Source organism: Allobosea sp. 2RAB26, from assembly GCF_052115465.1.
GTDB lineage: Bacteria > Pseudomonadota > Alphaproteobacteria > Rhizobiales > Beijerinckiaceae > Allobosea.
In genome coordinates this window covers 223611-244991 of the sequence record NZ_JBFRGS010000006.1, presented here as the reverse complement: position 1 = coordinate 244991, position 21381 = coordinate 223611, and the positions used below count along the sequence as shown (strand labels likewise).

Genomic DNA, 21381 nt, shown 5'->3' with positions numbered 1-21381 from the left:
GAATTTCTCCTCAGCGCCGGACAGCGCGGCGCGCAAGGTGGCATGAAGAGCAACTCTGGGGAAGCGGGGCCGGGCGCCGAGTTGTAAGGACCTAGGGAGCGCCGACGTCCCGTTTTGTTTCCTCCACATGCCACCATCCGGGCCGCCCGTCGCGATAGCTGTGAGAGGTCGGCATCAGCTCCGCCGAGAGCGGCTTGTCGAAACTGCCGAGGAGCAGCGCCATGACGGGATCGTCATCGACTGCGCCGACGCTGCTGCCGCAGGTCGGGCAGAAGGCCCGGCTCGAATAGTCCGACGAACGGAAGAGCGACGGTGCCCCGCCGGGGCCGGTCCAGGCGATTGCGTCCCTGGCGAACTCGACCCAGGCGACAGTCAGTGCTCCGGTATGGCGCTGGCATAGGGTGCAGGAGCAGGTGTGCGGCTTCTCGGCCGGGCCCTTGGCCACGAAGCGGATCGAGCCGCAAAGGCATCCGCCGGTATAGTGCGTCGGCCTGGCCGTTCGCCCGGTCGTCATGATTCACTGCCCCAACTCTCTCGGTGTTCTCACCGCCGGTTCGCCCTATCCCGTCGCCGCGTGGACTGGAACCCCCATCGGTCATCGGAGTATGTCCAACGCGGTTGCCGAGTGCCGCGGAGCGATGAATGACTGGATGTGACATGGCCGAAATCACGATCCGCCTCGCCGTGCCGCAGGATGCCGGCCGCCTTCCGGAGGTCGAGCGTTCCGCCGGCCAGATCTTCCGAACGGTAGCAGACCTGGCCTGGATCGCGGACGATGCCGTGATGTCGGCCGAGGCCCATCTCGCCAGCATCGTCGCCGGCACGAGTTGGGTTGCTCTTGACGCGACAGGCGAGGTCGTCGGCTTCCTCAGTGCCGAGCGGATCGACACCGAATTGCATGTCTGGGAGCTGGCGGTCCGTGCAGACCGCCAGGGCAGGGGCATCGGCACTCACCTGGTTGGCGCAGCCATCGGCCATGCCAGGGCAAGTGGGCTGCGGGCCCTCACACTCACCACCTTCCGAGCTCTTGCCTGGAATGAACGCTTCTATGTCCGGCTCGGCTTCGTGACGCTCGAGGACGGCGCGATCGAGGGAAGGCTCCGCGCCATTCTGGAGCGCGAAGGGATACACGGGCTTCCCATCGCGCGCCGCTGCGCCATGCGCTTCGACCTGATTGCGAGCAGCTGACGGGCAAAACTCTTGCCGTGCGTCGCTTGATCGACTACATCCGCCTCGTCCGAAGGGCCGTGATCGATCACAGCCGGGGGCGGCCTTTGAGGCTGGCTCCCGTTTGGTGTTGGAAGCGAGCTCGTCGGATACGGATCATGTTCGACGGCTCAGCGCCGCCAGCCTCCCTGCGAGGCAGCCTCCATGAGGCGCCGTCGGAGACGGTCCGGACCGCAGCACCAACCCAAACGGCGCTTGCCGGCTATCGCGGGATACGCGACCGGCGTCAGGAGAATGCATGTCAGCCGTAGAAAGCTATCACGCGGGTCGCGAGGACTTCGCCGCCCTGCTCGAGGAATCCTTCGCCCGTAACGACGCGCTTGAAGGTTCCGTTATCAAGGGCATCGTCGTCGCCATCGAGAAAGATATGGCGATCATCGATGTCGGCCTGAAGACTGAAGGCCGCGTCGCCCTCAAGGAATTCACCGGCCCCGGCCGTGACCAGGACATCAAGGTTGGCGACGAGGTCGAGGTCTATCTCGACCGCGTCGAGAACGCCCTCGGCGAAGCCGTGATCTCGCGCGACAAGGCTCGCCGCGAAGAAAGCTGGGTCAAGCTCGAGAAGGCCTATGAGGCTCGCGAGAAGGTCACCGGCATGATCTTCAACACGGTCAAGGGTGGCTACACCGTTGACCTCGACGGCGCCGTCGCCTTCCTGCCGCGTTCGCAGGTCGACATCCGTCCGATCCGCGACGTCGGCCCGCTGATGGGCCAGCCGCAGCCGTTCGAGATCCTCAAGATGGATCGTCGTCGCGGCAACATCGTCGTTTCGCGCCGCACGGTTCTCGAAGAGACCCGCGCCGAGGCCCGTTCCGAGCTGGTCGCCAGCCTCGAAGAGGGGCAGGTCATCGACGGCGTCGTCAAGAACATCACCGAATACGGTGCGTTCGTTGACCTCGGCGGCATCGACGGCCTGCTGCACGTGACCGACATGGCCTGGCGCCGCGTCAACCATCCGTCCGAGGTCGTAACCATCGGTCAGACGGTCAAGGTCAAGATCATCAAGATCAACCAGGAGACGCACCGCATCTCGCTTGGCATCAAGCAGCTGCTGGCCGATCCGTGGGATGGCATCGCCGCCCGTTATCCGGTCGGTGCGCGCCTCAAGGGCCGCGTCACCAACATCACGGACTACGGCGCGTTCGTCGAAGTGGAGCCGGGCATCGAAGGCCTCATCCACGTCTCCGAGATGTCCTGGACCAAGAAGAACGTCCACCCCGGCAAGATCGTCTCGACCTCGCAGGAAGTCGACGTCGCGATCCTCGAGGTCGATCAGGTCAAGCGCCGCATCTCGCTCGGTCTCAAGCAGACCCTGCGCAATCCGTGGGAGGTCTTCGCCGAGACCCACCCGTCGGGTTCGGTGGTCGAGGGCGAGGTCAAGAACAAGACCGAGTTCGGTCTCTTCCTGGGTCTCGAAGGCGACATCGACGGCATGATCCATCTCTCCGATCTCGACTGGAACCGTCCGGGCGAGCAGGTCATCGAGGAATACAAGAAGGGCGACATGCTTCAGGCTGTCGTTCTCGATGTGGACGTCGAGAAGGAGCGTATCTCGCTCGGCCTGAAGCAGCTTGGCGGCGATCCCTTCGTGGATGCCGGCGAGTTCAAGAAGGGCCAGGTCGTCACCTGTGAGGTGATCGAGGTCAAGGAAGCCGGTCTCGACGTCAAGATCACCGGCACCGACATGACCACCTTCATCAAGCGCGCCGAAATCGCACGCGAGCGCTCCGAGCAGCGCCCCGAGCGCTTCGCGGCTGGCGAGAAGGTCGATGCCCGCGTCATCCTGTTCGACAAGAAGGCTCGCAAGATCCAGGTGTCGATCAAGGCGCTGGAAATGGCCGAAGAGAAGGAAGCGATCGCTCAGTTCGGCTCGTCCGACTCCGGCGCCTCGCTTGGCGACATCCTCGGCGCGGCCCTCAAGAAGGCCAGCACCGAGAAGAAGTGATCTTCGGGCCGCGTCTCGCGGCCTGACACATCCATCAGCCCGCGCGGAGAAATCCGCGCGGGCTTTTGTTTCGGCGAAAGGAAGCGGCATGAACGACATCGCGATCGGCATCGATTTCGGCACCACCAACAGCGTGGTCGCCCTGGCACGGCCGGATGGTTCGGTCTCGACCCGCAGCTTTGCGACGAAGCAGGGCGCCGTCGACGCCTACCGCTCGGCGCTGATGTTCTGGCGCGAGGGCCGGCCGCCGCAGGCCCGTGTCGTGCATGTCAGCGGACCTGATGCGCTCGACATGGCGCTGGGCATGACGACCGAGCATCGCTTTCTGCAATCGCTGAAGACGCATCTGTCCAGCCGCGCCTTCCAGGAGACGCGCCTGTTTGGAAAGCTGTATCGGCTCGAGGACCTGATCGGCGTCTTCCTCGCCGATCTCAGTGCCGGGCTCGACGATCTCTCGGAGACGCCACTGATCTCGGGCCGCCCGGTCGTCTTCGCCGGCGAGCGCCCGGACGAGGAACTGGCGGTGAAGCGCCTCTCGGCCTCCTATGCGAAGGCTGGCATGCCCAAGGTCGATTTCGCCTATGAACCGCTCGGCGCGGCCTACTGGTATGCGCGCGACCTGAAGACGCCCCAGACCATGCTGGTCGCCGATTTCGGCGGCGGCACGAGCGACTTCTCCGTGATGCGCTTCGAGCCTGGCGGGGCAGGGCGGCTGGAAGCGATCCCGCTCTCGCATGCCGGTGTCGGCGTCGCCGGTGACACCTTTGACTATCGCATCATCGAACACGCCGTTTCGCCGCGGCTCGGCAAGGGCTCGCAGTATCGTTCCTTCGAGAAGCTGCTGCCGATTCCCGCCCATTACCACGCGGCCTTCGCGCAGTGGCACAGGCTCTCGCTGATGAAGAGCCGCGAGACCATGGCCGAGCTCAAGGCGCTGATCCGCGACGCGGTCGAGCCTGGCAAGCTCGAGGATCTGCTGACCGTGATCGAATACGATCTTGGCTATGAACTCTATCGCGCCGTCTCGGCGGCCAAGGTTGCGCTGTCGTCGCAGGACGAGACCGTGCTGGACTTCCGCCAGATGGATGTCAGCATCGAGGGGACGATCCGCCGGACGGATTTCGAAAGCTGGATCGCCGAGGACGTCGCGTCGATCGAGGCGGCGCTCGATCGCGCCCTCGTCGAAGCCAAGGTCGAATCCGGTGCGATCGAGGCCGTCTTCATGACCGGCGGAACATCGCATGTCCCGGCCGTGCGCGCCCTGTTCGATCGTCGCTTCGGCTCGGAACGTGTTCACATCGGTGACGCCTTCCGGTCTGTCGCAAGTGGCCTTGCGCTGTTGGCGCTCGATCGGCAAAGAGCGACGCTCGACGCCTGAGGCCGAGCGTCGCCTTGCCCCGTCGCTGCGGCGAGGCTACATCACGGGCCCAGCCAGCGTCCGTGACCACAGGAGCGTTTACCCCATGTCGTCCGATGCAGACCTGCTCGCCGACCGCCGCAACCTGCGGCGCAAGCTGACGCTCTGGCGCCTGCTCGCCGTTCTTGGCGTCATCGCGGCGGCTGTCGTCGCGGGGCTGGCCTGGAGCGGCAACGCGCCCGGTTCGACCTCCCGCGCGCATATTGCCCGGGTCACCATTTCGGGTTTCATCTCAGGGGACAGGCGCACGCTCGATCTCATCAAGTCGCTCGAGGACAGTCGGGCGTCCGCCGTCGTGGTTCGGATCGACAGTCCCGGCGGCACCACCAGCGGTTCCGAGGCCTTGCACATCGCGCTGCGCAGTCTGGCGGCCAAGAAGCCGATGGTGGCGGTCGTTGACGGGCTCGCCGCCTCGGGCGGCTATATCGCGGCCATGGGCGCGGACCGCATCGTGGCGCGCCAGACCTCGCTCGTCGGCTCGATCGGCGTGCTCTTCCAGATTCCCAATGTCGGCCGCCTGCTCGACACCGTCGGGGTCAAGGTCGAGGAGATCAAATCGAGCCCGCTGAAGGCGGCGCCGAACGGCTTTGAGCCGACCTCGCATGAGGCGCGCGCCGCGCTGCAACGCGTGGTCGAGGATAATTACGATTGGTTCAAGCGCCTCGTCGGGGATCGCCGCAAGCTCGGAGAGACCGAGATTGCCGTCGTATCGGACGGCCGCGTCTATTCCGGCCGGCAGGCCGTCGGCCTTAAGCTGGTCGACGAGATCGGCGGCGAGCCGGAGGCGATCGCCTGGCTCGAGCGCGAGAAGAATGTCGCGAAGGATTTGCCGGTGCGTGACTGGCGCCGTCGCAACGAGGCCTCCGCCTTTGGTCTGTGGAGCGCTGGCGAGGCGATGGCCCGCGCAGCCGGTCTGGAATCGCTGGCCGTGATCCTTGCGCGGGCTGCCGATCAGCCGGTTGGCCTGCGGCTTGACGCGCCCTTGGCGCTCTGGCAGCCTGTCGCCGAAAAGTGATGTTGATACAATCGGTTATATTGGACACATGATAAAATCTGAACTCGTTCAACGCATCGCCGAGCGCAACACTCACCTCTACCAGCGCGATATCGAGAACATCGTCACGGCTATCCTCGACGAGGTCGTCAAGGCGCTGGGGCGTGGTGACCGTGTCGAACTGCGCGGCTTTGGTGCATTCTCCCGCAAGGCCCGCGCCGCAAGGGTCGGCCGCAACCCTCGCACCGGCGATGCGGTCGAGGTCGAAGAGAAGTTCGTGCCGGTCTTCAAGACCGGCAAGGAGCTTCGCCAGAGGCTGAACGGCAAGCACTGACATCCGGCCGGATGTCAGGCTCGCTCGTGCGGCACGCGAGGAAAAATCCATGAAAGCTTTCTTCAAGGCGCTGATCCTCGTGCCGGTCGCCTTGGCGATCGTCCTCTTCTCGATCGCGAACCGGGGCCCGGTGCGGGTCTCGCTCGATCCGTTCAGCCGCGACGCGCCGACGCTGGCCTTCGATCTTCCGCTCTTCGCCGTGGTTCTGGCCGCGATTGCTGCGGGGGTCCTGATCGGCGGCCTCGCCTCATGGATCGCGCAGGGCAAGCATCGCAAGGCGGCGCGACGCAATCGTCGCGAGGCCGAGGCTCTGCGCAGCGAGGCGCAGTCATTGCGGGCCGCTGTGCCCGATTCCGCCCTGCCGGCTCTGACCAGCCGCAACAACTGATTGACGAAAGACAGATGCGCGTTATCCCCGCGGCGGAGATCGACCGCCTTCTCACTTTCCCCGCCTTGATCGATGCGCTGGATGGAGCCTTTCGCGGCGACATCGTCACGCCTGTGCGCCATCACCACGAGATCGAACGGCCGGCCGATCATGCCACGCTTCTGCTGATGCCGGCCTGGACCGGGCCGACCGCGCCGGAGGCTTTCCTCGGCACCAAGGTCGTCACGGTCTATCCGTCGAACGGCTCGCTGAGCCTGCCGAGCGTGATGGGCACATACTTACTCATGAACGGTTCGACGGGCGCGCCGCTCGCCGCGCTTGATGGCGCGCGCCTCACGGCCTGGCGGACGGCCGCAGCCTCCGCGCTCGCCGCACGCAAGCTCGGGCATCCCCATGGCAAGCGCATGCTGATGGTCGGCTCGGGCGCGCTGGCGCCTTTCCTGATCAAGGCGCACGGTGCCGTGCGCGATTTCGAGGATATCGCCATCTGGGGCCGCCGGCGCGAGGGAAGCGAGGCGGTGGTGGAAGCCCTGGCCGCGGAGGGTATTACCGTGCGCGTCAGCGACGACCTCGAGGGCGACGCACGGCAGGCCGACCTGATTTCCTGCGCGACTTTGTCGCGAGAGCCCATTGTCATGGGCCGCTGGCTGAAGCGCGACGCCCATCTCGACCTCGTGGGCGCCTTCAATCTGTCGATGCGCGAGGCCGATGACGAGGCTCTGCACCGTGCGCGCGTCTTCATCGACACTGAAGCCGCCCTGGTGGAGGGCGGGGATGTGGCGGTCGCGATCAAGGCTGGTGCTTATGAGGCGGACAAGGTCGCCGGCACGCTGGCTCAACTGTGCCGCGGCGAAGTCGCCGGGGCCAATGAGGACGGCGAGATCACGCTGTTCAAGTCGGTCGGTACCGCGATCGAGGATCTCGCCGCGGCCATGCTGGTCTGGCACCTCGCCAATCCTAGCTGAAGCCCGTCAGACACGGACGGGCACGCCCCCGATTGCACCTAGCAGCCAAAGCACCAGAACGACCATCAGAACGACGCCGACGACACCGCCGAGGCCGGCATTGCCGTAGCTGCGATGGCCATAATACCCGCCGCCGCCGAGCAGCAGGATCACCAGCAATATGATGATGAGTGTGGACATGACGCGCTCCCTTTCTCATGTGAAGCGCGCCGCCAGGGGCGCGCCGAACGTGAAGGGAGAACGTCGTTGCCTGGCTCAGGGTTCCGAAGCGGTGATGCTTGGTCCGCTCAGGATTTACTCGACCTTGACGCCGACTTCTCGGATCAGGTCGCCCCATTTCCTCATCTCGACCTGAAGGAAAGCACCGAGCTCTGCCGGTGTGTTGCCGACGGGTTCGGCCGCCAGAAGGTCCATCTTGGCCCGAAGCGCTGGATCGGCGAGCCCGGCCTTGGTGTCGGCATGGATCCTGTCGATGACGGCCTGCGGGGTCTTTGCCGGAGCGAAGAGCGCGAACCAGGAGGAGACATCGAAGCCCGGAACGACGTCGGCAATCGGCGCGAAATCCGGAGCGGTCGCCGAGCGCCTCGCCGTGGTGATGCCGAGGCCGCGGATCGAACCCGAGCGGACATGGGGCAGCGCCTGGGTGATGTTGTCGAAGATCAGGTCGACCCGCCCGCCGATCAGGTCCTGCGTTGCCTGCGCGGTTCCGCGATAGGGCACGTGGACCATCTTGGTGCCGGTCAGCTTCTGGAACAATTCGCCGGAGAGATGGACCGAGGTCCCGACGCCGGATGAGGCATAGGTCAACTTGCCGGGATTGGCCTTGGCATAGGCGACGAGCTCAGCCGTGTCCTTGACCGGGAGATCCTTGTTGACGACCAGCAGGTTCGGCACCAGCGCAACCATGGTGATGGGGGCAAGATCCTTGGCCGGGTCGTAGTTCAGCTTGGCGTAGAGATACTGGTTCGTCGCCATGCCGACGGAGACGATCAGGAAGGTGTCGCCATTGGGCTCCGCCTTGGCGACGACATCGGTGCCGATATTGCCACCGGCACCGGGCCGGTTCTCGACGACGATGTTTGTGCCCCATGCCTGGCCGAGCTTGTCGGCGACGAGGCGCCCAAGCACGTCCGTCGCTCCCGCTGGCGGGAAGGGCACGACGAGTTTCAGCGTCCGGCCCTGCGGCCAGGAGCCCTGCGCAAAGCTCGCCGTGCCGGGCAAGGCCAGGCTTGCACCAAGCCCTCCAAGCAGCGCGCGGCGGTCGATCCTGGTGTCCGTCATCAGCGTTATCTCCTCCCATGGGCGCGCGATCTTCTTCTGGGCGAAGGCGCCCGATCGCTGCGTAGCCAAGGCTGCAACCCTGCGTAGGCGTTGTCCATGCCTGATACGTGTGACGTTTCTCGTGCTTGACCTGATCTCCAAAACCCGGCGTTCTCGGGCGATGCAGAGCACGAATCGCCCGCTCCTGGCCCTGTCCGCCTTGCTCCTGGCCGCGCTGACGGCGCCGGTCGTGCATGCGCAGTCGACTGCGGAGGAGGAAGCGAAGCGCCGGACGGCCAATATCGCGGCCTTTCCGGAGGCGGCGCGCGCCCTGTTCGGGCAGAAGACGACGCCGGCCAGCATGCAGGCACGTGCCATCGGCTCCTATGCGAGGGGGTGTCTCGCCGGTGCGACGGCGATGCCGGTCGACGGCGAAAGCTGGCAGGTGATGCGGCTGGCCCGGAACCGCAATTGGGGCCATCCCGCGCTGATCTCCTATCTGGAGACGCTCGCCCGCAACGTCCCCAGGATCAACGGCTGGCCCGGCCTGCTGGTTGGCGACATCTCCCAGCCGCGCGGCGGCCCGATGCTGACCGGCCATGCTTCGCACCAGATCGGCCTCGATGCCGATGTCTGGCTCACGCCGATGCCGAAGCAGCGCCTCGACAGTGACGCGCGCGAGAATATGTCGGCGGTGAACATGGCGCGAGCCGACTGGCGCGATGTCGACCCGAAGAACTGGACGCCCGCCCATACCAGGCTGATCAAGTCCGTGGCTGCCGAAGCGCGTGTCGAGCGCATCTTCGTCAATCCCGCGCTCAAGGTTGCATTGTGCCGCGAGGCTGGTGCGGATCGCTCATGGCTCGAGAAGGTCAGGCCGATGTGGGGCCATAACTACCATTTCCATATCCGGCTGAGCTGTCCGGCGGGAATGGAGGGGTGCTCCGGCCAGGAGCCGCCGAACTTTGGCGACGGCTGCGGCGCGGAACTGACCGGCTGGGTCGAGCGGCAATACAAGGCGATCTTCAATCCGCCCAAGCCGCGCCCGGGACCGAAGCCCAAACCGCAGCCGCCGATATCCGTCGATGCATTGCCGGCGGAATGTCGGCAGGTGCTGGTCTCGCGCTGACGCTGCCCTCAATAGCGCCGGCCGCCGCCGGTTTGCGCCCGGCCGTAAGCGAAGGGGTCGTTGCCTGGCGAGATCTGCGGCTGTGCCTGCTCCTCGCCCTGCATGTCCATGACGCCATTGCCCTCATCATCGCCGACGATCAGCTCTTCGGTCGGCGGGACGGAGCCCGGCAGCCTCAGCGGGCCTTGGGCAGCGCTCGGTGGCGTCTCCGGTCGGTAGCGCGGCGGGTTGAGCGGCTGCTCGTCGAGATAGCGCCGCTGTGCATCGAGGCTCTGGCCGCCCTGATGGTTTGCGACGGGATAGCCGCCATTGACCGCGCCGGGGGGGCGCAAGCCGTCGCTGGGCTGCCGCAGCATGCTGCCTGAGGCGCCTGCCACCATGGGTGGGAGGTTGTCGCGCATGGACTTCTGCGCGGTCGAATAGGTGCGTGCCGGGTCCGGCGGCGGCAAGTTGTAGTTCGGGGTGTATTTGATCACCGGCTTGCAGATCTGCCGGCCCTTGGCGTGGCGCGCCAGATCGATGTGGAAGTGATCGTAGTGGAACATGTCCGCACCCGGCCCGAGCACGGTCGAAAACTGCTGGCAGGCTCCAACGAAAACCTCGCGCAGGAAGGCCTGCTCTTCAGGCGAGCCGTGCCAGCCGTCCTTGACGGTGATGTTGCGCCCGTCATTCAGCCGGAAGGAGAACACGTCGACGGCATTGCCGAAGGCATGCTCGGATGTGCGGCTGGTGCCGGTGCCGTTGTTCATGGCCCGGCAGGAATAGGAGCCTGCCCTGAGCTCGATCACTTGGGCGCCGAGTACGTTTTGCGCCGCTGGTTGCACCACTTCGGCCAGCCACTTGTCGGTAGTGGCGACGATGGGGCAACCGAGCGTGGCATTGCTGGTGAGGTGAACCGAGCCACCCGAGAAGGCGGAGACACGGAGCGGCCTGGTCATGCCGCAGGTGCCCGGCCCGTCGATCGGCTTCTCGCGCAGGCTGACATAGGACGAGAGCGGGACCTGACGGGAGGCCATGCAGGCGGCTTCCGCCTGGTCGCGCCAGGCGGCACGCTGTGCTTTCTGGAACTTGCCGCAGCCGGCAAGACCAGTGGCGCCGATGACGCCGAGCGCGAAGAGGGCGAGATGAACGCGTCGCATGACCGATCAAATGCGACCCGTTTGGTGAACGGTTTCTCAACCCAGTGAGCCCCGTACGCCACAGGCGGATTAACTTTGGAGCGGCGGTTAACGAGTGGTTAGCGGGCCAGTCCTGCCTGACCTAAGGCGATCCGGCGCATCGACGCCATGCGCCAAGGGGGATGTCCGGCGGTATCGCAGCGCGCTGAAATCATGCCAGCATCTGCTCAGCATCGGCCCCTAAAAGTGGAACGCGGTTTTTGGGAAAGCCGATGCAAACGCAGAAAGCATCGGCCCCTAAAAGTGGAATGCGGTTTTCGGGAAAGCCGATGCAGACACAGGTGGCTGGATCATCGATCCGACGATCCAACCAAATCCAGCCCTTCGAGGATCTCGCATGCTGTCCGTTCGCGCCATTGCCCATCAGGTTTCCAGCGGCGCCGTGAGCGCGTCGTCCGCGCTGGCCGATTGCGCCACCCGCATCGCTGCGAGGGAGCCGGACATTCGCGCCTTCGCCAGTCGGCCCGAACGGCTGGAGCCCGGCTCCGGCCCGCTCGCGGGGGTCGCATGCGGCGTCAAGGACATCATCGACACCGCCGACCTGCCGACCGGCATGGGCTCCCCGATCTATGATGGCTGGCAACCGCGCGCCGACGCGCCGATCGTGATGGCGCTCAAGGCCGCTGGGGCGACAATCGCGGGCAAGACCCACACCACCGCCTTTGCCTTCCTCGATCCGGCGCCGACGCGCAATCCGCATGATCTTACCGCGAGCCCGGGAGGGTCGTCGGCAGGTTCGGCGGCGGCGGTCGCAGCCGGTATGATCCCCTTGGCGATCGGCACGCAGACCGGTGGCTCGGTCATTCGCCCCTCGTCCTATTGCGGTGTCGCGGGCATCAAGCCCTCCTATGCGTTGCTGCCGACCGTCGGCATCAAGCCCTTCTCCTGGTCGCTCGACACCGCCGGGCTGATGGCAGCGAGCGCCGACGATCTGGGCTTTGCACTGGCGGCCCTGACGGGACGGCCTGAATTGGACGCTGACGCGGCGAGGTTGGAAGGCTTGCGGATCGGCGTGACGCGCCAGCCCTTTGCCGGGGAGCCGGAGGCGGGTTCCGAAGCCGCGCTGGCCGCGGCTCTCGCTCTTGTCGCGAAGGCGGGAGCGACCGTGGTCGAGCTCGCGACGCCGAAGGCCCTGGTTGAAGCCTTCCACGCCCATGGCCCGTTGCAGGATTTCGAGGCCGCACAGGCGCTCTCCTGGGAGTATCGCAACCATCGCAGCGTGATCCCGCCCAAGCTCTCGGCCTATCTCGATGCGGCGGGAGCCGTTTCGCCGACGCAGTATGACGACGCGCGTGCGCTATCGCGCCGCGGGCGCGATGCCTGCCGTGACCTCTTCGCCGGGGTCGACGTCGTCGTCAGCTATGCCGCGCCAGGCGAAGCGCCGGATACGCTGGGCTCGACCGGCGATTCCCGCTTCAACCGATTGTGGACTTTGCTCGGCACGCCATGCCTGACGATTCCAGTGACGACGGGGCCTCGCGGATTGCCGGTTGGGGTTCAGATCATCGGTCGTTTCGGAGCGGATGAGCGCGTCATCGCTGTGGCGAAGGCTTTGGAAAGACTTGTCGTCTCAAGGAGATGATCTTCTTTGTCCACAAATCAAATCAATGATTTAATGAAGTGTTAGGGATACAATAGGCTCTGCCACGCCGCCGTCATGAGGCAGCCCCCTTGCGGCCATCGTCAGTTCTGCTAGCTTCGGTGACAGGTCAATGACAAAGGAGGATGCGATGAGCCTCACGCTGAGTCTCGACCGGTTGGCGATGGGCGCGGCCTTTGTGTTCATGATCGCCATCGTGTTGGGGGCGTTCTGACTGCCGTCAGTCTTAAGTCGAATGGACCGCAAGAGCGTTTGAAAAAAGACGCCGCCGAACACGGGTTCGGCGGCGTTTTTCTTATGCCGGAATGGGTCGATCAGCTTTCCGGGCAGGGATTCTCCGTGATCTGCCAGGACATCATGTTGATGACCCGGCCGCATTCGGCGAGCCGCCGCCCCTGCGTCGTCTTGATGCAGGCGGTCAGTCCTTCCGCAATCTTCCGTCCGTCGCTCCAGCAGAAGCAGAGCGGCTCGGGCGCCTGCGCGAGCCGCGGTGGATCGAGGGCGACAGCCGGTTCACCCGCTCTCGGTGCAGTGAACGGGGCAAGTGTGAGCAGCGTGGCAAGGGCGAGGCAGCGCAGCGCGTGCGATGCTTTCTGGCGCGGCCTCCGTGACATCCGGATCATGGCACACTCCTTCGCCGGCCCGCGCACGGGCGATTGGGCGAATGAGCCAGTTTAGCACGGCTCCGGGCCCCGCATGAAACATTGATTATTATTTTGGCTCACGCGCTTCGCCGCCCCGACCTTGCGCAAGGGCAGGGCGCGCGCCATATTTCGCGGCAGCGGGCCCAACGGGGGCTCCGGGAGGAACCATGTCACTGATTTCACTTGCTCGGCGTGGCCGGGTCGTCGCCGTGGTCGCTGGTGCGCTTTTGCTCGTTCCCGTGCTGGCCGAGGCTCGTCCTGGTGGCGGCAAGGGTTTCGGCAGCCGCGGCACGCGTACCAATTCGGCTCCGGCCCCGACGAATACAGCGCCGACGGGCGCACAGCCTTTCCAGCGTAGCGCTGCTCCGACGCCGTCTCCGTCGATGGCGGGTCCGGCCGCTGGCGCGGCGGGTGCTGCCGCACAGGCGGCGCGTCCGTCCATGGCACGTAACCTGATGATGGGCGTCGGCGCCGGCCTGCTCGGCGCTGGCCTGTTCGGCATGCTTTCGGGCTCGGGTTTCTTCAGCGGCCTGGCTTCGCTGGCCGGCATCTTCGGCTTCCTGTTGCAGATCGCGCTGATCGGCGGCCTGATCTTCCTCGCGATGCGCTTCTTCCGGCGCCGGTCCGAGCCGCAGCTCGCCACCGCTGGCGGACCGATGTCGCGTGAGGCCGCCCAGCCTCAGCCGAATCCGCGCATGTCTGCGATGGGCGGCCTCGGTGGCGGCGCGCCGCGCGCGGCGTCCAAGCCGGTCGAGATCACGCTCGCGGGCGAGGATTTCAGCAGCTTCGAGCGGCTGCTCGGCGAAGTGAACACGGCCTATTCGAACGAGAACCAGCAGGTTCTCCGCGAGAAGCTGACGCCCGAAATGGCCGGCTATTTCGCTGATGACATTGCCGAGAACGCCGCCAAGGGGCTGGTTGACCGGGTCTCCGACGTCAAGCTGCTGCAGGGCGATCTCTCGGAAGCCTGGCGCGAGGACGATTTCGAGTTCGCAACCGTTGCGATGCGCTTCAGCCTGATCAACGCGCTGACCGAGCGCGCCACCGGTCGCATCGTCGAGGGCAACGCGACCGTCCCGCAGGAGGTCACGGAACACTGGACCTTCGTGCGCTCGCGCGGCGGTGACTGGAAGCTCTCGGGCATCCAGCAGGCTGCCTGACGCGACAGGCATCATAGCAAGGATCGACGGCCGGGGAGCTTCCTCGGCCGTTTTCGTTTCGGCGCTGTGCGGGCCGGTCTGTTGCCTTGTTCGAGCATCTGCCTGGGGAGCGCCTCTGCCCGGGGACGAAGGCAGAGTGGTTTCGCGTAATGCGGTGATGCTCTATAGCCGCTGCGTCACCATCCCCGACTGGTCAGGAGCTTCCCCTCATGAGCGACATGCGTCTCGTCGTTGTCGGCGCCGCCGGGCGCATGGGGCGAATGCTGATCAAGGCGATTACGGAGGCCGAGGGCTGCACCGTTTCGGCCGCGATCGAGCGTTCGGGCTCCGCTGCGCTGGGGCAGGATGCCGGCATTCTGGCGGGCTTGCCTGCATTGGGCGTGCCGGTGACCGACGATGCGCTGCCGGCCTTCGTTGAAGCTGAGGGCGTGCTGGATTTCACGGCGCCTGAGGCCACGGTCGCCTTTGCGGCCCTCGCCGCGCAGGCCCGCATCGTCCACGTCGTCGGGACCACGGGTATGGAGTCGGTCCATCTCGCCAAGCTCGAGGCGGCTGCGCGCCATGCTGCGATCATCCGCTCCGGCAATATGAGCCTGGGCGTGAACCTGCTGGCCGCCCTGGTCCGCAAGGTTTCTGCCACGCTGGGTACGGACTGGGATATCGAGATCGTCGAGATGCATCACCGGATGAAGGTCGATGCGCCATCGGGCACGGCGGTGCTGCTCGGCGAGGCCGCGGCACAGGGGCGGGATGTCTCGCTCGCTGAGACCCGCGTCGCCTCGCGCGATGGCCATACCGGCGTCCGCCCGCCCGGCGCGATCGGGTTTGCGGCGCTGCGCGGCGGCACCGTCGTTGGCGATCACAAGGTCATCTTCGCTGGTGCGGGCGAGCGGCTGGAACTGGCGCATGTGGCCGAGGACCGTGGCCTGTTTGCGCAAGGCGCGGTCAAGGCGGCGCTCTGGGGCAGGGGGCGCAAGCCCGGCCTCTACTCGATGGCTGACGTCCTCGGCCTCGATACCCTGTGACGGCGCGCCCGTGACCAGGCTTGCCGTCGCTCCCGGCGTATTTCATTGGCCGGGCTATCTTTCACCCCAGATGCAGTCGGCGCTGCTGGCCGAACTGCGCGAGGTTGCCCGGCAGGCGCCATTCTTCTCACCGCGGATGCCGAAGACCGGCAAGCCGTTCTCCGTGCGAATGACCAATTGCGGCTCGCTGGGATGGGTGTCGGATCTGGCCGGCTATCGTTACCAGGCCCAGCATCCCGAGACCGGCGCGCCCTGGCCGCCGATGCCGGCCGTGCTGCTCGATGCCTGGCGTGCGCTTGCCGGCTACCCGCATCCTCCCGAGGCCTGCCTGGTCAATTTCTACGAGGCGAGCGCGAAGATGGGCCTGCACCAGGATCGTGACGAGCTGGAGTTCGACGCGCCGGTCCTGTCGCTGTCGCTCGGCGACGCGGCGGTCTTCAGGATCGGCGGCACGGAACGCGGCGGCAAGACCCTCTCGCTGAAACTTGCCTCGGGCGATGCATTGCTTTTCGGTGGCGAGGCGCGCCTCGCCTATCACGGGATCGACAGGATACTGGCGGGCTCGTCAGCCCTGCTGCCGCAGGGGGGGCGGATCAATCTGACCTTGCGGCGCGTGACGAAGCCAGGAGGCTGATCGGGGTGAGGCTGATCGGGGTGAGGCTGATCGGGGTGAGGCTGATCAGGGTGAGGCTGATCAGGCAGAACCTGAGCCAGGCAGATTCGGAAACGACCAGCCGAGCAGGATCGAGCCGGCGCGCAAGCCAAATCCGGCTGCTATGCCGCCGAGCATTACCAGGAGCGGGCTGACGCCGAGACCGGACAGGAACGCCGTCATGGTTGCACCGGTCGCCGCCGCCGTAACGTAGAAATCCCGGCTCCACAGCACCATTGGCCTGTCGCCGGCGAGGATGTCGCGCAGGATGCCGCCGAAGGAGGCGGTCACCGCTCCCAGCGCCACCGCCGAGAGGACCGGGACGCCGGCCATCAGCGCCTTCTGCGTGCCGACGACCGCGAAAAGCGCAAGCCCCGCGGCATCGGCCCAGACGAGCATGCGCTTGCCCATCCAGCCATCAAGCGTGCCGGGGCGAAAATAGGCCGTTGCCCAGGCCGCAAGCGCGACGATCGTGCAGACGATCACGTCCGACGGCGCCTGCACCCAGCCGACGCCGCGGTCGAGCACGAGATCGCGCAAGGTGCCGCCGCCGACGCCAGTGACGGTCGCAAGCAGGATGAACCCGAACGGATCCATCCCCTTGCGGACCGCGACCAGCGCTCCCGTCAATGCGAAGACGGCAACGCCGGCAACCTCCAGCACGGTTCAGTGGCCTGTATTGGTGTCGCCGCCGGCCTCGGCCGAAGGCGCCTTCGGAGCGCCGGCGGAGACGCCGACCAAGGCCGGCCGCAACACGCGCTCGCCGATCTTGTAGCCGGTCTGCACGACCTTCGAGACAAGGCCCTTGGCGATGCCGGCGTCGGGCGCCTCGAACATTGCCTGGTGCAGATGTGGGTCGAACTTCTCGCCATGGGGGTCGATGCGGCGCACGCCATGGCGTTCCAGGGTCTTCAGCAGTTCGCGTTCGGTGAGCTCGACACCTTCGACCAACGCCTTCAGGGCCGCTTCTCCCTCGGTGCGAGCGGTCTCCGGCAGGCTCTCAAGCGCGCGGCGCAGATTGTCGGCCGAACCGAGCAGGTCTCGCGCAAAGCTCGTCACAGCATAGGCCTTGGCGTCGGCAATCTCTCGCTCGGTGCGCCGACGCAGGTTCTCCATGTCGGCCAGGGTGCGCAGCAGCTTGTCCTTGAGGTCGTTGCGCTCGGCTTCGACCTGCCCGAGCTGGGCTTCGAGCCCGGACTCGAGCGGGGCCGGCTCGTTTGCCTCTTGGGCGGCCATCTGGGCGGCCATGTCCGGCTTCGGTTCGTCGGTCGCAGGGTTCCGCGTCATCGCCTCATCCAATTCAAATCATGGGGCTGGTCGTCACTCGGGAGCGCGACAGCGTTCGAGGCCGATATCGGCCTTGTGGTCCGCGAAATCAAGCACGGGCGGGCACGCGCGTCTTTCCGCCCTGCGCCTTCTCGTGGTCAAAAGCGAAAACCTCCAGCAGTGCCTTGCGGATGCTGAGCTGCCGCGCCGTGCCGGTGATCTTGGCGTTGGTCAGGTCGGTCACGTAGAAAACGTCGACGGCCTTCTCGCCGAACGTGGCGATGTGGGCCGAGGCAATATTGAGGTTGAGCTTTCCGATCGCGGTGGTGAGATCGTAGAGCAGGCCCGGGCGGTCAAGGCCGGAAACCTCGAGGACAGTGTGCCGGGTCGAGAGCACGTTGTCGATGATCACCTCCGGCGCGACCTGGAAAGTGGCGCCACGCGGCGGCGGCGCGCGGCGCTGCGCCACCAGATCGGCGATCTTGATCTCGCCCTTCAGCGCCCGCTCGATCGCGGCGGCGATGCGGCCGGCCCGGCGTAGCTCGTCGTCATCGCGCTCGAACGCACGCGAGATGAAGATGGTATCGAGCACGAGGCCGTCGGTGGTCGTGAAGATCTGGGCATCGACGATGTTGCCGCCGGCCGCGGCGCAGGCGCCGGTGACGATGGCGAGCAGGCGCGGATGGTCGGGCGCCAGAATGGTCAGCTCCGTGATGCCGCGGAACTGGTCTGTCTCGACCAGAGTTGCCGTGGTGCGCCCTTCCGCCTCGGCCCCGCGCAGGAAGCGCGCCTGCTTCTCCTGACGCGGCAGGTCGACCTTGATCCAGTAGGGCGGGTAATGGCGCGCGAGATAGGCCTCGCGTTCCTCCTCGTCCCAGTCGGCCAGCGCCGCCCTCAGCGCATCCTGTTTCTGTTCGACGCGCGCGCGGCGCTCGATGCCGGAATGACCGCCGGCTAGCACGATTTCGGTCTCATAATAGAGCGTGCGCAGGAGTTGGCCCTTCCAGCCGTTCCAGACGCCGGGCCCGACCGCCTTGATATCGGCAACCGTCAGGATGAGGAGGAGCTTCAGCCTTTCGAGGGTCTGCACGGTGGCCGCGAAGCTCTCGATCGTCTTGGGGTCGCCGAGGTCGCGGCTCTGGGCGACGGTCGACATGTCGAGATGGTGCTGGACCAGCCAGGCGACCGTCTCGGTCTGCGCCTCGCTGAGCCCGAAGCGTGGGCAAAGCTTGCGCGCGATCCGGCTGCCGGCTTCCGAATGATCTTCCGGCTTGCCCTTGGCGATATCGTGCAGAAACAGCGCGACATAGAGCGCCCGGCGGTTGGTGATGGTCGGGAAGATCGAGTTCGAGAGCGGATGCTCCGCCTCGAGCGCACCGGCCTCGATTTCGGAGAGAACGCCGATCGACCGGATCAGATGCTCGTCGACGGTGTAGTGGTGATACATGTTGAACTGCATCATCGCGACGACGCGCCCGAATTCGGGCACGAAGCGGCCGAGCAGCCCCGACTCGTTCATGCGGCGCAGCACCGCCTCCGGCGCGCGCCGCGACGTCAGGATATCGAGAAAGATCCGGTTCGCTTCGCGGTCGTTGCGCAAATGCGGCGTGACCAGTTTGAGGGATTGCGTCACCAGGCGGCTTGCATCGGGATGAATGGCGACGTCGTTTCGGCTGGCGATCTCATAGAGCCTGAGCAGGTTGATCGGGTCGCGCTTGAAGGCGTCGCCGTCGACGACGTTGAGCCGCTGGCTCTTCAGCGTGAAGTCGGGATGGCCGAGCGCACGCACCTGCCGCCGCTTGGTGAAGGTGCCGAGCAGGCTAGACAGGCTCGCCCGCGGCTTCTGCTGGCGCGCCTCGAGGGCGGCGCAGACGATCGCGGTCAGGTCGCCGACATCCTTCGCCACCAGGAAATAGGCCTTCATGAAGCGCTCGACCGGGGCCTGGCCGCTGCGGCCGGCATAGCCGATCGCCGTCGCTACCTGCCGCTGCAGGTCGAAGGAAAGGCGCTCCTCTGCCCGGCCTGTGATGAAATGCATCCAGCAGCGCACCCGCCAGAGGAACTCCTCCGAGCGCTGGAACATCAGCAGTTCCTTGCGGTCGAACAGCCCGGCGGTGACCAGTTCATCGGCGTCATGGACGCGGTAGGCGTATTTGGCGATCCAGAACAATGTGTTGAGGTCGCGCAGGCCGCCCTTGCCGTCCTTGACGTTGGGCTCGACGAGATAGCGCGATGATCCCGCGCGGCGCACGCGTGCTTCGCGTTCGGCAAGCTTGGCTTCGGTGAAGGCGGGCGCCGAGCCTTCGACCACCTCGGCGTCGAAGCGGTGCACCATCTCGTCGAAGAGCGCCCGGTCGCCGGTGAGGAAGCGGGCCTCGAGCAAGGCGGTGCGGATCGTCATGTCGGCGCGCGCTTCGCGGATGCAGTCGTCGACCGAGCGCACGGAATGGCCGACCTTCAGCTTCAGGTCCCAGAGGGGATAGAGCATCGCTTCGACCACGCTCTCGCCCCAGGCCGTCTGCTTGTGCGGGAACAGGAAGAGCAGGTCGACATCCGATCCTGGCGCCAGTGTACCGCGGCCATAGCCGCCGACGGCGACGACCGCGATCCGCTCGGAGGAGGACGGGTTTACGGCGGGGTAGAAGTGCTCGCTCGCCGCCACATGCAGGCAGCCGACGATGCCGTCCATCATCGCCGACAGGCGCTGGGCACAGGCGAGGCCATTGCGCTCCTCGCTCAGGATTTCCTTGGCGGAGGCGTGACCTTCCTCGAGTGTATGGCGCAGGCAGGCGACCAGTTCCTGCCGCAGATCGGCGGCCGATGCCTTGCGCATCTTGCCCGCCAGCCGGGCAACGGCGGCGGCAGGGTTCGCCAGCACGTCCGCGAGGGCAAAGTAAGGGGTATCGGCGCTGATCGACACGGACGGCATGACCTTCGGATATCGCGCAGGACGGCTTCGAACCAAGCCGCTCGTAACATGGTGACGGGATTCCCAGAAACCAGAAATTACACGCAACAGAACGTGTATTATATCATTTAACAGTCTATCTGAGTTTGTTTGACAAACAGAACGATCGGACCTAGAAAGAGGACACGCGCCGATTTGAGCCACCAGCTTGCGGGCGCGAAACAAGTGCAGCTAAAGCGTGGGGTAGGATAGGCTCGACCTCTCCCGATCCCTTCGCGTCACCGAATGGGGATCGACAATGAACGTCATCAAGGCAGTCAGCCGCCGTCTTGTACTCGCCGGGCTTGCCATGGCCGGTGCAGGTCTGGGCGCTCTCAGCGCCAATGCCCAGGCGCCGAAGGAAATCCGCATCGATTACGCCACCTACAACCCCGTCAGCCTGGTGCTGAAGGAGCGTGGCACGCTGGAGAAGGCACTCGCTTCCGAGGGCATCACGGTGCGCTGGGTGCAATCCGCCGGATCGAACAAGGCGCTCGAATTCCTCAATGCCGGCTCGATCGATTTCGGTTCGACGGCCGGCGCTGCCGCCTTGATCGGCAAGATCAATGGCAACCCGATCAAGTCGATCTATGTCTATTCGCGGCCTGAATGGACGGCGCTGGTTACCGGGGCCAAGAGCGAGATCACGAGGGTTGCCGATCTCAAGGGCAAGCGCGTCGCCGTCACCCGCGGCACCGATCCGCATATCTTCCTGGTACGGGCACTCGCTGAGGCCAAGCTGACCGAGAAGGACGTCAAGCTCGTGCTGCTTCAGCATGCCGATGGCCGCCTCGCGCTTGAGCGCGGCGATGTCGACGCCTGGGCCGGGCTCGACCCCCTGATGGCTGCAGCCGAGGTCGAGAGCGGTGCAAAGCTGTTCCACCGGAAGGCCGAGGACAACACCTGGGGCATCCTGAATGTCCGCGAGGCCTTCGCCAACGAGCATCCGGCGCTGGTCCGCAAGGTGCTGGCCGCCTACGAGGAGGCCCGTGCCTATGCGTTGGCCAACCCGGCCGAGCTGAAGAAGGTGCTCGTCGACTATACCAAGCTCTCGGACGCGGTCATCGAGCGCCAGCTTGCCCGCACCGAACTGACCCATTCCGCGATCGGGCAGGCCCAGGCCGACACCATCCTTGCTGCTGGCCTCGCACTCAAGGAGGCGGGCGTCCTGCCGGCGACGACCGACGTCAAGGCGGTGGTCGACAGCCTGCTCGACCGTCGCTTCGCTGCCGCCAATAACTGAGCCCGGA

The 21381-nt window shown here is 65.9% G+C and carries 20 protein-coding genes and 1 pseudogene; 13 read left to right on the top strand and 8 right to left on the bottom strand.

What is annotated here, in order from left to right; all coding sequences use genetic code 11:
• Positions 1-91 precede the first annotated feature (91 nt).
• Positions 92-514, bottom strand: a complete 423-nt coding sequence (locus AB4118_RS13670; RefSeq protein ID WP_441490237.1) for a GFA family protein — start codon at positions 512-514, stop codon at positions 92-94.
• A 143-nt stretch (positions 515-657) separates the two neighbouring features.
• Between AB4118_RS13670 and AB4118_RS13665 the strand changes: the two genes are divergently transcribed.
• The 7 genes and pseudogenes from AB4118_RS13665 (at position 658) to lhpI (ending at position 7270) form a co-directional block, all read left to right on the top strand.
• A complete protein-coding gene (locus AB4118_RS13665; protein ID WP_441490236.1) occupies positions 658-1188 on the top strand; it encodes a GNAT family N-acetyltransferase in 531 nt (176 codons plus the stop codon).
• 271 nt (positions 1189-1459) lie between these two features.
• Positions 1460-3172, top strand: a pseudogene (gene rpsA, locus AB4118_RS13660) (30S ribosomal protein S1); the annotation flags it as partial.
• A gap of 88 nt (positions 3173-3260) precedes the next feature.
• Positions 3261-4550, top strand: a complete 1290-nt coding sequence (locus AB4118_RS13655; protein ID WP_441490235.1) for an Hsp70 family protein — start codon at positions 3261-3263, stop codon at positions 4548-4550.
• Positions 4551-4635: 85 nt separating this feature from the next.
• Positions 4636-5604 (top strand): signal peptide peptidase SppA, encoded by a 969-nt coding sequence (gene sppA, locus AB4118_RS13650; RefSeq protein ID WP_441490234.1) that lies wholly within the window; start codon positions 4636-4638, stop codon positions 5602-5604.
• A 28-nt stretch (positions 5605-5632) separates the two neighbouring features.
• Positions 5633-5917, top strand: a complete 285-nt coding sequence (ihfB, locus tag AB4118_RS13645; RefSeq protein WP_043231503.1) for an integration host factor subunit beta — start codon at positions 5633-5635, stop codon at positions 5915-5917.
• 49 nt (positions 5918-5966) lie between these two features.
• Complete coding sequence (locus AB4118_RS13640) at positions 5967-6305, top strand: LapA family protein (RefSeq protein WP_441490233.1); 339 nt, start codon at positions 5967-5969, stop codon at positions 6303-6305.
• A gap of 14 nt (positions 6306-6319) precedes the next feature.
• Positions 6320-7270 (top strand): bifunctional Delta(1)-pyrroline-2-carboxylate/Delta(1)-piperideine-2-carboxylate reductase, encoded by a 951-nt coding sequence (gene lhpI, locus AB4118_RS13635; RefSeq protein ID WP_441490232.1) that lies wholly within the window; start codon positions 6320-6322, stop codon positions 7268-7270.
• Positions 7271-7276: 6 nt separating this feature from the next.
• Here the strand turns inward: lhpI and AB4118_RS13630 are convergent, their stop codons facing one another.
• Positions 7277-7450 carry a DUF3309 family protein gene (locus AB4118_RS13630; RefSeq protein WP_441490231.1) on the bottom strand — a complete coding sequence of 58 codons (174 nt, stop codon included), beginning with the start codon at positions 7448-7450 and terminating at the stop codon, positions 7277-7279.
• 114 nt (positions 7451-7564) lie between these two features.
• On the bottom strand, positions 7565-8551 hold the full coding sequence (locus AB4118_RS13625) for a Bug family tripartite tricarboxylate transporter substrate binding protein (RefSeq protein WP_441490230.1): 987 nt from the start codon (positions 8549-8551) through the stop codon (positions 7565-7567).
• A gap of 160 nt (positions 8552-8711) precedes the next feature.
• Here AB4118_RS13625 and mepA point away from each other — a divergent pair, with 160 nt between their 5' ends.
• Entirely contained in the window at positions 8712-9659 is a 948-nt protein-coding gene (gene mepA / locus AB4118_RS13620) for a penicillin-insensitive murein endopeptidase (protein WP_441490229.1), read from the top strand.
• Positions 9660-9667: 8 nt separating this feature from the next.
• Here mepA and AB4118_RS13615 read toward each other — a convergent pair whose 3' ends face one another.
• Positions 9668-10798, bottom strand: coding sequence for an extensin-like domain-containing protein (locus AB4118_RS13615; protein ID WP_441490228.1), 1131 nt, complete (start codon positions 10796-10798; stop codon positions 9668-9670).
• Positions 10799-11174: 376 nt separating this feature from the next.
• On the opposite strand from AB4118_RS13615, the gene AB4118_RS13610 reads away from it, so the two are divergent.
• Entirely contained in the window at positions 11175-12419 is a 1245-nt protein-coding gene (locus AB4118_RS13610; protein ID WP_441490227.1) for an amidase, read from the top strand.
• A 332-nt stretch (positions 12420-12751) separates the two neighbouring features.
• On the opposite strand, the gene AB4118_RS13605 is transcribed toward AB4118_RS13610, so the two are convergent.
• Positions 12752-13060: a hypothetical protein gene (locus AB4118_RS13605; RefSeq protein WP_441490226.1), complete on the bottom strand. Its 309-nt coding sequence runs from the start codon at positions 13058-13060 to the stop codon at positions 12752-12754.
• Between the two features lie 188 nt (positions 13061-13248).
• Here AB4118_RS13605 and AB4118_RS13600 point away from each other — a divergent pair, with 188 nt between their 5' ends.
• From AB4118_RS13600 to AB4118_RS13590, 3 genes are all read left to right on the top strand, one after another.
• Positions 13249-14241: a Tim44 domain-containing protein gene (locus AB4118_RS13600; RefSeq protein ID WP_441490225.1), complete on the top strand. Its 993-nt coding sequence runs from the start codon at positions 13249-13251 to the stop codon at positions 14239-14241.
• Between the two features lie 218 nt (positions 14242-14459).
• A complete protein-coding gene (dapB, locus tag AB4118_RS13595) occupies positions 14460-15266 on the top strand; it encodes a 4-hydroxy-tetrahydrodipicolinate reductase (protein WP_441490496.1) in 807 nt (268 codons plus the stop codon).
• 10 nt (positions 15267-15276) lie between these two features.
• Positions 15277-15900, top strand: coding sequence for an alpha-ketoglutarate-dependent dioxygenase AlkB family protein (locus tag AB4118_RS13590; RefSeq protein WP_441490224.1), 624 nt, complete (start codon positions 15277-15279; stop codon positions 15898-15900).
• Positions 15901-15960: 60 nt separating this feature from the next.
• On the opposite strand, the gene AB4118_RS13585 is transcribed toward AB4118_RS13590, so the two are convergent.
• From AB4118_RS13585 to AB4118_RS13575, 3 genes are all read right to left on the bottom strand, one after another.
• Positions 15961-16581 (bottom strand): trimeric intracellular cation channel family protein, encoded by a 621-nt coding sequence (locus AB4118_RS13585; RefSeq protein WP_441490223.1) that lies wholly within the window; start codon positions 16579-16581, stop codon positions 15961-15963.
• 3 nt (positions 16582-16584) lie between these two features.
• The gene (grpE, locus tag AB4118_RS13580) at positions 16585-17205 is read right to left on the bottom strand and encodes a nucleotide exchange factor GrpE (protein WP_441490222.1); all 621 of its coding nucleotides are present in this window, start codon (positions 17203-17205) and stop codon (positions 16585-16587) included.
• A gap of 88 nt (positions 17206-17293) precedes the next feature.
• Positions 17294-20113, bottom strand: coding sequence for a [protein-PII] uridylyltransferase (locus AB4118_RS13575; RefSeq protein ID WP_441490221.1), 2820 nt, complete (start codon positions 20111-20113; stop codon positions 17294-17296).
• Between the two features lie 286 nt (positions 20114-20399).
• On the opposite strand from AB4118_RS13575, the gene AB4118_RS13570 reads away from it, so the two are divergent.
• Positions 20400-21374: an aliphatic sulfonate ABC transporter substrate-binding protein gene (locus tag AB4118_RS13570; protein WP_441490495.1), complete on the top strand. Its 975-nt coding sequence runs from the start codon at positions 20400-20402 to the stop codon at positions 21372-21374.
• The last annotated feature ends 7 nt before the right edge of the window (positions 21375-21381 follow it).

Excerpts from the sequence above, each read along its gene's own strand:
- AB4118_RS13670 (WP_441490237.1), bottom strand. The coding sequence starts at position 514 with ATGACGACCGGGCGAACGGCCAGGCCGACGCACTATACCGGCGGATGC.
- AB4118_RS13665 (WP_441490236.1), top strand. The coding sequence starts at position 658 with ATGGCCGAAATCACGATCCGCCTCGCCGTGCCGCAGGATGCCGGCCGC.
- AB4118_RS13655 (WP_441490235.1), top strand. The coding sequence starts at position 3,261 with ATGAACGACATCGCGATCGGCATCGATTTCGGCACCACCAACAGCGTG.
- sppA (WP_441490234.1), top strand. The coding sequence starts at position 4,636 with ATGTCGTCCGATGCAGACCTGCTCGCCGACCGCCGCAACCTGCGGCGC.
- ihfB (WP_043231503.1), top strand. The coding sequence starts at position 5,633 with ATGATAAAATCTGAACTCGTTCAACGCATCGCCGAGCGCAACACTCAC.
- AB4118_RS13640 (WP_441490233.1), top strand. The coding sequence starts at position 5,967 with ATGAAAGCTTTCTTCAAGGCGCTGATCCTCGTGCCGGTCGCCTTGGCG.
- lhpI (WP_441490232.1), top strand. The coding sequence starts at position 6,320 with ATGCGCGTTATCCCCGCGGCGGAGATCGACCGCCTTCTCACTTTCCCC.
- AB4118_RS13630 (WP_441490231.1), bottom strand. The coding sequence starts at position 7,450 with ATGTCCACACTCATCATCATATTGCTGGTGATCCTGCTGCTCGGCGGC.
- AB4118_RS13625 (WP_441490230.1), bottom strand. The coding sequence starts at position 8,551 with ATGACGGACACCAGGATCGACCGCCGCGCGCTGCTTGGAGGGCTTGGT.
- mepA (WP_441490229.1), top strand. The coding sequence starts at position 8,712 with ATGCAGAGCACGAATCGCCCGCTCCTGGCCCTGTCCGCCTTGCTCCTG.
- AB4118_RS13615 (WP_441490228.1), bottom strand. The coding sequence starts at position 10,798 with ATGCGACGCGTTCATCTCGCCCTCTTCGCGCTCGGCGTCATCGGCGCC.
- AB4118_RS13610 (WP_441490227.1), top strand. The coding sequence starts at position 11,175 with ATGCTGTCCGTTCGCGCCATTGCCCATCAGGTTTCCAGCGGCGCCGTG.
- AB4118_RS13605 (WP_441490226.1), bottom strand. The coding sequence starts at position 13,060 with ATGATCCGGATGTCACGGAGGCCGCGCCAGAAAGCATCGCACGCGCTG.
- AB4118_RS13600 (WP_441490225.1), top strand. The coding sequence starts at position 13,249 with ATGTCACTGATTTCACTTGCTCGGCGTGGCCGGGTCGTCGCCGTGGTC.
- dapB (WP_441490496.1), top strand. The coding sequence starts at position 14,460 with ATGCGTCTCGTCGTTGTCGGCGCCGCCGGGCGCATGGGGCGAATGCTG.
- grpE (WP_441490222.1), bottom strand. The coding sequence starts at position 17,205 with ATGACGCGGAACCCTGCGACCGACGAACCGAAGCCGGACATGGCCGCC.
- AB4118_RS13575 (WP_441490221.1), bottom strand. The coding sequence starts at position 20,113 with ATGCCGTCCGTGTCGATCAGCGCCGATACCCCTTACTTTGCCCTCGCG.